At 53.9% G+C, this 11,191-nt stretch carries 10 protein-coding genes; 4 read left to right on the top strand and 6 right to left on the bottom strand.

From position 1 onward, the window contains the following. Nucleotides 1-73 precede the first annotated feature (73 nt). The 4 genes from sucA to sucD all read left to right on the top strand — a co-directional run bounded on the left by sucA (nucleotide 74) and on the right by sucD (nucleotide 6,239). Nucleotides 74-2,875 carry a 2-oxoglutarate dehydrogenase E1 component gene (gene sucA / locus OGY10_RS09110; protein ID WP_003831411.1) on the top strand — a complete coding sequence of 934 codons (2,802 nt, stop codon included), beginning with the start codon at nucleotides 74-76 and terminating at the stop codon, nucleotides 2,873-2,875. 14 nt (nucleotides 2,876-2,889) lie between these two features. Further along, entirely contained in the window at nucleotides 2,890-4,113 is a 1,224-nt protein-coding gene (gene odhB / locus OGY10_RS09115) for a 2-oxoglutarate dehydrogenase complex dihydrolipoyllysine-residue succinyltransferase (RefSeq protein ID WP_003022925.1), read from the top strand. A 90-nt stretch (nucleotides 4,114-4,203) separates the two neighbouring features. Further along, nucleotides 4,204-5,370, top strand: a complete 1,167-nt coding sequence (sucC, locus tag OGY10_RS09120; protein WP_003022927.1) for an ADP-forming succinate--CoA ligase subunit beta — start codon at nucleotides 4,204-4,206, stop codon at nucleotides 5,368-5,370. After that, entirely contained in the window at nucleotides 5,370-6,239 is an 870-nt protein-coding gene (gene sucD, locus OGY10_RS09125; protein ID WP_003022929.1) for a succinate--CoA ligase subunit alpha, read from the top strand. The genes sucC and sucD overlap by 1 nt, the downstream gene beginning before the upstream one ends. A 97-nt stretch (nucleotides 6,240-6,336) precedes the next feature. On the opposite strand, the gene OGY10_RS09130 is transcribed toward sucD, so the two are convergent. The 6 genes from OGY10_RS09130 to OGY10_RS09155 are packed head-to-tail and all read right to left on the bottom strand — an operon-like array spanning nucleotide 6,337 to nucleotide 11,187. Further along, on the bottom strand, nucleotides 6,337-6,990 hold the full coding sequence (locus OGY10_RS09130) for an aspartate/glutamate racemase family protein (protein WP_032942725.1): 654 nt from the start codon (nucleotides 6,988-6,990) through the stop codon (nucleotides 6,337-6,339). After that, complete coding sequence (locus tag OGY10_RS09135) at nucleotides 6,987-7,406, bottom strand: GlcG/HbpS family heme-binding protein (protein WP_060682564.1); 420 nt, start codon at nucleotides 7,404-7,406, stop codon at nucleotides 6,987-6,989. Before OGY10_RS09135 ends, OGY10_RS09130 begins: the two co-directional genes overlap by 4 nt. Before the next feature lie 5 nt (nucleotides 7,407-7,411). After that, nucleotides 7,412-8,758, bottom strand: coding sequence for a bile acid:sodium symporter family protein (locus OGY10_RS09140; protein WP_191226255.1), 1,347 nt, complete (start codon nucleotides 8,756-8,758; stop codon nucleotides 7,412-7,414). Between the two features lie 21 nt (nucleotides 8,759-8,779). Beyond that, nucleotides 8,780-9,592, bottom strand: coding sequence for a beta-keto acid cleavage family enzyme (locus tag OGY10_RS09145; RefSeq protein ID WP_191226254.1), 813 nt, complete (start codon nucleotides 9,590-9,592; stop codon nucleotides 8,780-8,782). A gap of 28 nt (nucleotides 9,593-9,620) precedes the next feature. Beyond that, nucleotides 9,621-10,397 carry a hydroxypyruvate isomerase family protein gene (locus tag OGY10_RS09150; protein WP_020996542.1) on the bottom strand — a complete coding sequence of 259 codons (777 nt, stop codon included), beginning with the start codon at nucleotides 10,395-10,397 and terminating at the stop codon, nucleotides 9,621-9,623. After that, a complete protein-coding gene (locus OGY10_RS09155; RefSeq protein WP_008784145.1) occupies nucleotides 10,378-11,187 on the bottom strand; it encodes a DeoR/GlpR family DNA-binding transcription regulator in 810 nt (269 codons plus the stop codon). The genes OGY10_RS09150 and OGY10_RS09155 overlap by 20 nt, the downstream gene beginning before the upstream one ends. Nucleotides 11,188-11,191: the final 4 nt, after the last annotated feature.

The raw sequence follows: 11,191 nt of genomic DNA on the forward strand, positions 1-11,191 counted from the left end.
ACCCCGGCACGCACATCGGTGTGCGTGGTAGTATCCACGGCGAAGTAAGCATACAAATGCTTAAGGGATCACGATGCAGAACAGCGCTTTGAAAGCCTGGTTGGACTCTTCTTACCTCTCTGGTTCTAACCAGAGCTGGATAGAACAGCTCTATGAAGACTTCTTAACCGACCCTGACTCGGTAGATGCTAACTGGCGTTCGACGTTCCAGCAGTTACCTGGTACCGGAGTCAAACCGGATCAACTTCACTCAAAAACACGTGATTATTTCCGTCGACAGGCGTTGATTACCCCACGTTACTCTTCTTCTATTTCCGACCCTGATGCCAATGTGAAGCAGGTTAAAGTCCTGCAGCTCATTAACGCCTATCGTTTCCGCGGTCATCAGCATGCGAATCTTGATCCGCTGGGACTGTGGCAGCAAGAAAATGTGGCCGATCTGGACCCGTCTTTCCACGATCTGACCGATGCGGATTTCCAGGAAAGCTTTAACGTAGGTTCTTTTGCCGGCGGCAAAGACACGATGAAGCTGAGCGACCTGGTTGTTGCGCTGAAACAAACCTACTGCGGCCCAATTGGCGCCGAGTACATGCACATCACCAGCACCGAAGAAAAACGTTGGCTTCAGCAGCGTATCGAGTCTGGCCGTGCCGCATTCAGTAGCGAAGAGAAGAAACGTTTCCTCAGTGAACTGACCGCAGCAGAAGGTCTGGAACGCTACCTGGGCGCTAAGTTCCCGGGCGCGAAACGCTTCTCGCTGGAAGGCGGCGATGCGTTAATCCCAATGCTCAAAGAGATGATCCGCCACGCCGGTAACAGCGGTACCCGTGAAGTGGTACTGGGCATGGCGCACCGTGGTCGTCTGAACGTTCTGGTTAACGTACTGGGCAAACGCCCGCAGGAACTGTTCGACGAATTTGCGGGCAAACATAAAGAACACCTCGGCACCGGTGACGTGAAGTACCACATGGGCTTCTCATCAGATATCGAAACCGAAGGCGGTCTGGTGCACCTGGCGCTGGCGTTTAACCCGTCGCACCTGGAAATCGTTAGCCCGGTGGTTATCGGTTCCGTACGTGCGCGTCTGGATCGTCTGGACGAGCCGAGCAGCAATAAAGTCCTGCCAATCACCATTCACGGTGATGCGGCAGTTACCGGGCAGGGCGTGGTTCAGGAAACCCTGAACATGTCGAAAGCGCGTGGTTACGAAGTGGGCGGTACCGTTCGCATCGTTATCAACAACCAGGTGGGCTTCACTACGTCTAACCCGCTGGATGCGCGTTCTACACCGTACTGTACCGACATCGGTAAGATGGTTCAGGCGCCGATTTTCCACGTGAACGCGGATGACCCGGAAGCGGTCGCTTTCGTGACGCGTCTGGCGCTGGATTTCCGTAATACCTTTAAACGCGATGTCTTCATCGATCTGGTGTGCTACCGCCGTCACGGCCACAACGAAGCCGACGAGCCGAGCGCAACCCAGCCGCTGATGTATCAGAAAATCAAAAAGCATCCGACCCCGCGCAAAATCTACGCTGATAAGCTGGAAGCGGACAAGGTCGCCACGCTGGAAGATGCGACCGAGATGGTCAATCTGTACCGTGACGCGCTGGATGCTGGCGAATGCGTAGTGAAAGAGTGGCGTCCAATGAACATGCACTCCTTCACCTGGTCGCCGTACCTCAACCACGAATGGGATGAAAACTACCCGAACAAAGTTGAGATGAAGCGTCTGCAGGAGCTGGCAAAACGCATCAGCACCGTACCTGAAGCGGTTGAAATGCAGTCGCGTGTTGCCAAGATTTACGGCGACCGCCAGGCCATGGCCGCAGGAGAGAAGCTGTTTGACTGGGGTGGTGCAGAGAATCTGGCTTACGCCACGCTGGTTGACGAAGGCATTCCGGTCCGTCTGTCGGGTGAAGACTCCGGTCGCGGAACCTTCTTCCACCGTCACGCGGTGATTCATAACCAGGCGAACGGTTCAACCTACACTCCGCTGCAGCATGTGCATAACGGACAGGGCACCTTCCGCGTATGGGACTCCGTACTGTCTGAAGAAGCGGTGCTGGCGTTTGAGTACGGTTATGCCACAGCAGAACCGCGCACGCTAACCATCTGGGAAGCACAGTTCGGTGACTTCGCTAACGGTGCACAGGTCGTTATCGACCAGTTCATCTCTTCCGGCGAGCAGAAATGGGGCCGTATGTGCGGTCTGGTTATGCTGCTGCCGCACGGCTATGAAGGTCAGGGGCCGGAGCACTCCTCCGCGCGTCTGGAACGTTATCTGCAACTTTGCGCTGAGCAAAACATGCAGGTTTGCGTCCCGTCTACCCCGGCGCAGGTTTACCACATGCTGCGTCGTCAGGCGCTGCGCGGTATGCGTCGTCCGCTGGTGGTGATGTCACCGAAGTCGCTGCTACGTCATCCGCTGGCGGTGTCTACGCTGGACGAACTGGCAAATGGTACTTTCCTGCCAGCCATTGGCGAAGTAGATGAACTTGATCCTAAAGGCGTGAAGCGTGTAGTGATGTGTTCTGGTAAGGTTTATTACGACCTGCTGGAGCAACGCCGCAAGAACGACCAAAAAGATGTCGCCATTGTGCGCATCGAACAGCTCTATCCGTTCCCGCATAAAGCGGTGCAGGAAGCGCTGAAACCATTTGCTCACGTACATGATTTTGTCTGGTGCCAGGAAGAGCCGCTCAACCAGGGCGCATGGTACTGCAGCCAGCATCATTTCCGTGAAGTAATTCCATTTGGGTCAGCTCTGCGTTATGCAGGTCGCCCGGCCTCTGCCTCTCCGGCAGTAGGGTATATGTCCGTTCACCAGAAGCAGCAACAAGATCTGGTAAATGACGCGCTGAACGTCGATTAAATAAAGGATAAATAATGAGTAGCGTAGATATTCTTGTTCCCGACCTGCCTGAATCCGTAGCGGATGCAACGGTTGCAACCTGGCACAAAAAACCGGGCGATGCAGTACGTCGTGATGAAGTACTGGTAGAAATCGAAACTGACAAAGTGGTACTGGAAGTACCGGCATCAGCGGACGGTATTCTTGATGCGGTTCTGGAAGATGAAGGGACAACCGTCACTTCTCGCCAGATCCTCGGTCGCCTGCGTGAAGGCAACAGCACCGGTAAAGAAACCAGTGCTAAGTCTGAAGAGAAAGATTCTACTCCGGCACAGCGCCAGCAGGCGTCTCTTGCTGAGCAGAACAACGATGCCCTGAGCCCGGCGATCCGTCGTCTGCTGGGTGAGCATAACCTCGAAGCCAGCGCTATCAACGGCACCGGTGTCGGCGGTCGTATCACCCGTGAAGATGTTGAAAAACATCTGGCGAAAGCTCCGGCTGCGAAAGCCGAAGCAAAAGCGCCGGCTGCAGCACCTGCACCGCAGGCTCAACTGGGCGCGCGTGGCGAAAAACGTGTTCCGATGACCCGTCTGCGCAAACGCGTAGCCGAGCGTCTGCTGGAAGCGAAAAATTCTACCGCCATGCTGACCACGTTCAACGAAGTCAACATGAAGCCAATCATGGACCTGCGTAAGCAATACGGTGATGCGTTCGAGAAACGCCACGGTATCCGTCTGGGCTTTATGTCTTTCTACGTGAAAGCGGTTGTTGAAGCGCTGAAACGCTATCCGGAAGTGAACGCGTCCATCGACGGCGATGACGTGGTTTACCACAACTACTTTGATGTCAGCATGGCGGTCTCCACGCCGCGTGGCCTGGTCACGCCGGTCCTGCGTGATGTGGATCTGCTGGGTATGGCTGACATTGAGAAGAATATTAAAGAACTGGCAGTTAAAGGTCGCGACGGCAAGTTGACGGTCGAAGATCTGACGGGTGGTAACTTCACCATCACTAACGGTGGTGTGTTCGGTTCCCTGATGTCTACGCCGATCATCAACCCACCGCAGAGCGCCATCCTGGGTATGCATGCCATCAAAGATCGTCCGATGGCGGTAGACGGCAAGGTTGAAATCCTGCCGATGATGTATCTGGCGCTGTCTTATGACCACCGTCTGATCGATGGTCGTGAGTCAGTAGGCTTCCTGGTAACCATTAAAGAGTTGCTGGAAGATCCAACGCGTCTGCTGCTGGACGTGTAGTTAATAAGAGTATCACCTGCCCCGTAGGTCTGGACGCTTATCAGACCTACGGGTAAAAGATAACGATTACCTGAAGGATGGACAGAACACATGAACTTACATGAATATCAGGCAAAACAACTTTTTGCCCGCTATGGCTTACCGGCACCGGTGGGTTATGCCTGTACTACTCCGCGTGAAGCCGAAGAAGCTGCATCTAAAATCGGCGCTGGCCCGTGGGTAGTGAAATGTCAGGTTCACGCTGGTGGCCGTGGTAAAGCGGGCGGTGTGAAGGTGGTAAACAGCAAAGAAGACATTCGCGCTTTTGCTGAACACTGGCTGGGTAAACGTCTGGTCACTTACCAGACAGATGCTCATGGCCAACCGGTAAATCAGATTCTGGTTGAAGCCGCGACCGACATTGGTAAAGAACTTTACCTCGGCGCAGTTGTTGACCGTAGCTCCCGTCGCGTGGTCTTCATGGCCTCTACCGAAGGCGGCGTGGAAATCGAAAAAGTAGCGGAAGAAACCCCGCACCTGATCCACAAAGTGGCGCTCGATCCGCTGGCAGGTCCGATGCCTTACCAGGGCCGTGAGCTGGCGTTCAAACTGGGTCTGGAAGGTAAACAGGTTCAGCAGTTCACCAAGATCTTCATGGGTCTGGCGACTATCTTCCTGGAGCGCGATCTGGCGCTGATCGAAATCAACCCGCTGGTTGTGACCAAACAGGGTGATCTGATCTGCCTCGACGGCAAACTGGGCGCTGACGGCAACGCACTGTTCCGCCAGGCTGACCTGCGCGAAATGCGCGACCAGTCTCAGGAAGATCCGCGTGAAGCGCAGGCTGCACAGTGGGAACTGAACTACGTCGCACTGGACGGCAACATCGGTTGTATGGTTAACGGTGCGGGCCTGGCAATGGGCACCATGGACATCGTTAAGCTGCACGGCGGCGAACCGGCTAACTTCCTCGACGTTGGCGGCGGTGCGACCAAAGAGCGTGTAACCGAAGCGTTCAAAATTATCCTCTCTGATGACAATGTTAAAGCCGTACTGGTTAACATCTTCGGCGGTATCGTACGTTGCGACCTGATCGCTGACGGTATCATCGGCGCGGTAGCAGAAGTAGGTGTAAACGTTCCGGTTGTGGTACGTCTGGAAGGTAACAACGCTGAACTCGGCGCGAAAAAACTGGCTGATAGCGGCCTGAATATTATTGCAGCGAAAAGTCTGACGGATGCAGCTCAGCAGGTTGTTGCCGCAGTGGAGGGGAAATAATGTCAGTTTTAATTAATAAAGATACCAAGGTTATCTGCCAGGGCTTCACCGGTAGCCAGGGGACATTCCACTCCGAACAAGCGATCGCTTACGGTACGCAAATGGTCGGTGGCGTTACGCCGGGCAAAGGCGGCACCACGCATCTGGGTCTGCCAGTGTTCAACACCGTACGTGAAGCGGTAGAAGCGACCGGCGCAACCGCCACTGTTATCTATGTTCCGGCACCGTTCTGCAAAGATTCAATTCTGGAAGCAATCGATGCAGGCATCAAGCTTATCATCACCATCACCGAAGGTATCCCAACGCTGGATATGCTGACCGTGAAAGTGAAGCTGGATGAAGCTGGCGTACGCATGATCGGCCCGAACTGCCCAGGCGTTATCACTCCGGGTGAATGTAAAATCGGTATCATGCCGGGCCACATTCACAAGCCGGGTAAAGTGGGTATCGTTTCCCGTTCAGGTACCCTGACCTATGAAGCGGTTAAGCAGACCACCGACTATGGTTTCGGCCAGTCTACCTGTGTGGGTATCGGTGGCGACCCGATCCCTGGCTCTAACTTCATCGACATCCTGAAGCTGTTCCAGGAAGATCCGCAGACTGAAGCAATCGTCATGATCGGTGAGATCGGCGGTAGCGCGGAAGAAGAAGCGGCTGCTTACATCAAAGATCATGTAACCAAGCCGGTTGTAGGTTACATCGCGGGCGTGACTGCGCCGAAAGGTAAGCGTATGGGTCACGCTGGTGCGATTATCGCGGGTGGTAAAGGTACAGCGGATGAGAAATTCGCTGCGCTGGAAGCCGCAGGCGTGAAAACTGTTCGTAGCCTGGCCGATATCGGCGAAGCGCTGAAAACCGTTATTAAGTAAGAAATAAAAAAACAGCCCTGACTCTCTGCATAGTCAAGGGCTGGTCCCGTTTCGACATGGTTGGCCATCTGATGATGGCCTTTTTTTTGCCGGGAATTTAGCGTTCAGCCAGCGTTTTCAACCAGCGAATTCCGCTTTCCGGTGAGGTCATTACCGGCACCGGCGGGGAAGGGAGCTGTTGTAAAACGCGCGCCATCGAAGCCTGCGCCAGCATCACGACATCCGCCTGGGTAAAGGCGCTCTGTAACCCTTCACTGACGATACGGTCATGGGTATCCATATCTCCCGCCAGCAGCGCGTGGAATGCATCCTCCATTAATACAGGCGTAATGGTTCGTGATTTACCGCTTTGCTGAACTTTACGCTGGACGTAATCCAGCGTTGGCTTCAGCGTGGTTGCCACAGTTGCCAACACGGCGATCCGCTCGCCTTTTCCAATCGCCTCTTCCACCATCGCGCAGTCAATGCGCGCGAGCTGGAGTGGGGTCATAAACTGGCATTGCTCCACCGCAGTACCAATTGAAGAACAGGCGGTAATAAAGATATCGCAGTCCGCCTTTTCAGCAATATGCACATAGTCGGCGATGCGGGCGGCAATATTTGGTGATACGCCTCCGGCTTTCATCACCTGTTTAATCATCGACTCCTCGACCAGATGCATCACTTCCACTTCCGGCATAATGTCGGCGATCAGCTGTTGCATCATTGCAAGGGTGGCTGCACTGGTATGCAGCATGGCGACCTTTTTCATTGGGCAATCTCCTTAAGTAATATTTCTGCGACGGACAGCGCCGCATCATGATCTTCCTGCGCGGATAAACCGCCCACCGCGACGGCTCCAAGGCATTTCCCCTGGTGCAGAATCGGGATCCCGCCCGGCAGCGCCGTAAAACGCGGATCGGCAAAATAGCTAATATCCAGCTGCTCTTTTTGCAGACGCTGTAAAAATGCCTGCGTGGTGCAGCCCAGGCGGCTGCTGGTGCGCGCTTTACGCTGGGTTAACTCAATGGTTAACAGTTTGGCGTTATCCATCCGCGCAAAGCTAAGCAGTTCTCCATTGGCATCGCATACGGCCACACTTAACGGGCGATTTGCATAACGTGTTTCGGCGAGTTCGAGCGCACAGGTTACGGCGCGCAGGGCCTGTCCCAGAGTGAGAGTTGTCATCGTGATTATCCTTTCGACAGATTTTCGCAAGCAGGTTGAACGGGATCTTTGGCTGCTGCTACCTGCGCCTGTCTGGCGTCTTTTTTGCGCCAGTAGTTGGCGAGCAGCGAGCCGCTAACGTTACCCAGCGGTGTCATCACCGCTGATGCGAGTCCAACCGTTGCCAGTTTGCCCATCGCGGCGGCAAGCCCTGACGCCATACCGCCGTTTTGCAGGCCGACTTCAAAGGCCACGGTACGGGCAGACTGCACGTCCATGCGGAAGATCCAGCGGCTCATCAGATAACCAATCAGGAAGCCGCCGAGGTTATGCATCAACATGGCGAAGCAGAGCAGGAAACCGACCTGCACCAGGTTGTCGCGCCCGGCTGCGGCGGCGGTGGTGGTAAAGAAAATGATCCCCATCATTGAGATGGTTGGCATGACCTTCTTCACGCCCGCCACGCGGCCATACAGCCAGTTGTAGAACAATGCCCAAACGAGGCCGCCTGCTACGAAGTTGAGGACCACCGCGTACATCTGCGCTTCGGCGCTGGCATGACCAAACAGCGCGTCCCAGCCGCCGGCAATCATATACAGCAGCCAAATTGCGCCGATCCCGGCCAGCATCTGGACAACACGGCGTCCGCGCACGCCTGCATAGGATTTCAGATAGTCATGCAGAATTGCTGCTCCGATGGGAATTAATACGATTTTCACCACGTCCATCACCATCGCGGTGAGCTGGATATCGATCATCGAACCCGCCAGCAGATTAACCCACAGTGGCGTCATTACCGTTGCCGCCAGCGTTGAGACTGCGGCGATTGACACCGCCAGCGCGAGGTTGGCGTTGGCGATGTAAACCATCACCGTCGACGAGAGACCGCTGGGGCAAGCGCCAATCAACAAAATGCCCACCGCCACTTCAGGCGGAAAATCAAAGATCAGGGTAATGCTCAGGCCGAGCAGGGGCATGATCACGAAATGGCAGAAGGTACCGATAAAAACTGCCCACGGCATTTTGGCGACATCAATAAAATCCTGGATCGTTAGCTTGGTGCCCATGCTGAACATGGTGGCCTGAATCACAAGGAACACGATCCATTTATGGGTGATATTGAAACCGCCCCAGACGATCAGATCCGTAGACCAGGTCATGGCGGCAACAAAACCAGCGATGATCCACAGCGTAAACTGATAGCTGCGTAAACCAGGCCAGTAGCCTGCACCGGCGGCGAATCCGACGGTGAACATCACCAGCCCCGGCTGCCACAGCGCCGTGGACTGGATGAGCGCGCCGATAATCGCCAGCACCACGCCCGCAACGCTGACGCCGAGTCCGGTTTTGTGAATAACAGTGGTCATAGTCATGTTGAAATGTCCTTGCTGTTGTTATTGCTGCCGGGGTGGAATAGATAACATGCGCCGCGCAATTTCCGGCGTAGCAACTTTTTTATCCATACTGCGAATGAGCGTAGCGAGTTTGGCTACCTGCTGATAATTATGCTGCGCTTTTTCTTCGGCGCTTAAATAATAACTATCTTCATAGCCGATTCGCACTTCACTGGCACCCATAGCGACCGCGGCAGCGATAATATCGAAATTCCTTCTGCCAAAATGAGTAATTCCCCATAAGGCTTCGCGTGGGATCATGCTACGCAGAGCAATTAATGCATCAACGGTTGCAGGCGTACTGCCGCGGTGACCGAGAACAATATTAAAGAGCATAGGTTTTTGAAATTTTATTTTATCTTCAAGGTTCAGGATGTTATTAATCATGCCGATTTCAAAAACTTCAAACTCTGGAATAATATTGCGTTCAGTTATTTGCCGTGAACAATATTCCACGTCCGGACCGGGATTAAAATACACCGCATCACCGAGGTTAACGGAACCGACGTTCAGCGAGGCCATCTCCACGCCGGGGCAGGCCAGTGGCGCGCAGCGCTCGGCGATGGACATCGAAGAGACGCCGCCGGTAGAAGCCTGAATAATCAGGTTTGAATGGCGCATAACGCGGTCAATTGTTGCCTGAAAGTCGGTAGTATCTGGCGTCAGGCGTCCCTGTTTATCGCGAACGTGTAAATGGACGATGGACGCGCCATGTTCTACGCTGGCGAGTATTTCCTGCGCCAGTTCTTCGGGTATAACTCTGGGGCAATCCGCGGCAACGGGTGCCAGCGAAATAATAACAGTATCCGACATTTTTTCCTCCGGTACAGAGATATTAAAATTATAGGTAAGGCGTTATCCAGCGTAATGATTCCGGCCCTGATGTTGATGGTTGATATTCACAGCCAATCCAGTCCTGGTAATTCATTTTTCTTATAAAATTAAATAGCCATGCTTCATTTAACTCCCCGGTTCCCGGTTCATGGCGATAAGGAACAGAAGCGATTTGAAAATGTTTAATAAGGGTAAAATAGCGTTCGATATTTTTCGCCACGTTGCCATGAGTTTTCTGACAGTGGTAAATATCAAACTGTAAGCCGATATTCTTCTTACCAACCTCGTGAATGATAGATTCAGCCAGCGGGAAACTGTCAATAAAATAACCGGGCATATCCTGCGAATTTAATGGTTCAATCAGTACATCGATTTCCGCGTCTGCCATCACATCGCAGGCGATGCGCAGTCGATTCGTCAGGAGGTCGCGCTGGGCGTGCAGCGTCAGGTCATTGCAGCGCAAGCCGGACATAACGTGAACCCGGCGACAACCCAGTGCCGTGGCGTAATCTCGCGCCACGTTCAGGCTGTGATGAAATTCCTGGTCTCGACCGGGCAATGCTGCGAGTCCCCGTTCACCCTGTGCCCAGTTGCCAGCCGGGGCGTTCATTAGCACCACCGGCAGAGAAGTTTCCCGCTGAGCGGCCCGCAAATGCTCCAGCGGGTGCTGCCAGAGAAACAGCCCTTCTACGCCGCGAAAACCGGCTGCTTTTGCCGCCTGAAATCGACCCGCTATCGGTAAATCAGTAAATAACCAGTCGAGGTTAGCCGCTAACTTCAGCATGGCGTGCACCCTCCCGGCCATCAACCAGATGCAGCTTAACGCCCTGGCTGACAATAGTCTGCTGCGCATTTTCCGGTAACCGGTTATCAGAAATAATGTCGGTTAACTGCTCCAGCCCACAGATGTGGAACATGCCGTATTTGCCAAATTTACTGCTGTCACAGACCAGCACCCGACGCCGGGAGACGGTAAGCACCGCTTCTTTGACCGAGGCTTTCCCTTCACTCGGCGTCGACATGCCGCGCTCGGTATCCCACGACGATGAACTGAGAAACGCCACATCAATATTAATGGTGCGCAGAAAACTGGCGGCGCTTTTGCCAAGACATGAGCGGTTACGCTGATCCACCAGACCGCCGGTGTGATAGAGCGTAATGTGTGGCATATCCATCAGATAGTGGCTGATGGAAAAATCGTTGGTGACTACCGTCAGATTGAAACAGTGGCTGGCGGCTACCGCTTTCGCCACTTCAAACAACGATGTTCCGGCATCCAGATACAGCGTTTGTCCGGGCTCAATGAGCATTGCGGCGAGCTGGCCCATTTTGCGCTTCACATCATGATTCAACTCGGCTTTTTCCCGCCACGGCAGTTCGGATTTCAGCAGGTTATTGAGCTTCACGCCGCCGTTAATGGCGATAACTTTGCCTTCTTCTTCCAGCAACTGAATGTCGCGACGTACGGTCATATGCGACACGCTCATTAGATCTGCCAGTTCATTAAATGAGGCGGCATTCTTTTCGTGCACGTAGCGGTAGATAAAATCACGTCGTTGCTCGGGGATCATCATGTCA

It is taken from the genome of Citrobacter sp. Cpo148 (assembly GCF_030332375.1).
Taxonomy (GTDB): Bacteria; Pseudomonadota; Gammaproteobacteria; order Enterobacterales; family Enterobacteriaceae; genus Citrobacter; species Citrobacter portucalensis.

What these genes read in the sequence shown, in the direction of transcription:
- sucA (WP_003831411.1), top strand. Translation starts at nt 74, where the DNA reads ATGCAGAACAGCGCTTTGAAAGCCTGGTTGGACTCTTCTTACCTCTCT.
- odhB (WP_003022925.1), top strand. Translation starts at nt 2,890, where the DNA reads ATGAGTAGCGTAGATATTCTTGTTCCCGACCTGCCTGAATCCGTAGCG.
- sucC (WP_003022927.1), top strand. Translation starts at nt 4,204, where the DNA reads ATGAACTTACATGAATATCAGGCAAAACAACTTTTTGCCCGCTATGGC.
- sucD (WP_003022929.1), top strand. Translation starts at nt 5,370, where the DNA reads ATGTCAGTTTTAATTAATAAAGATACCAAGGTTATCTGCCAGGGCTTC.
- OGY10_RS09130 (WP_032942725.1), bottom strand. Translation starts at nt 6,990, where the DNA reads ATGAAAAAGGTCGCCATGCTGCATACCAGTGCAGCCACCCTTGCAATG.
- OGY10_RS09135 (WP_060682564.1), bottom strand. Translation starts at nt 7,406, where the DNA reads ATGACAACTCTCACTCTGGGACAGGCCCTGCGCGCCGTAACCTGTGCG.
- OGY10_RS09140 (WP_191226255.1), bottom strand. Translation starts at nt 8,758, where the DNA reads ATGACTATGACCACTGTTATTCACAAAACCGGACTCGGCGTCAGCGTT.
- OGY10_RS09145 (WP_191226254.1), bottom strand. Translation starts at nt 9,592, where the DNA reads ATGTCGGATACTGTTATTATTTCGCTGGCACCCGTTGCCGCGGATTGC.
- OGY10_RS09150 (WP_020996542.1), bottom strand. Translation starts at nt 10,397, where the DNA reads ATGCTGAAGTTAGCGGCTAACCTCGACTGGTTATTTACTGATTTACCG.
- OGY10_RS09155 (WP_008784145.1), bottom strand. Translation starts at nt 11,187, where the DNA reads ATGATGATCCCCGAGCAACGACGTGATTTTATCTACCGCTACGTGCAC.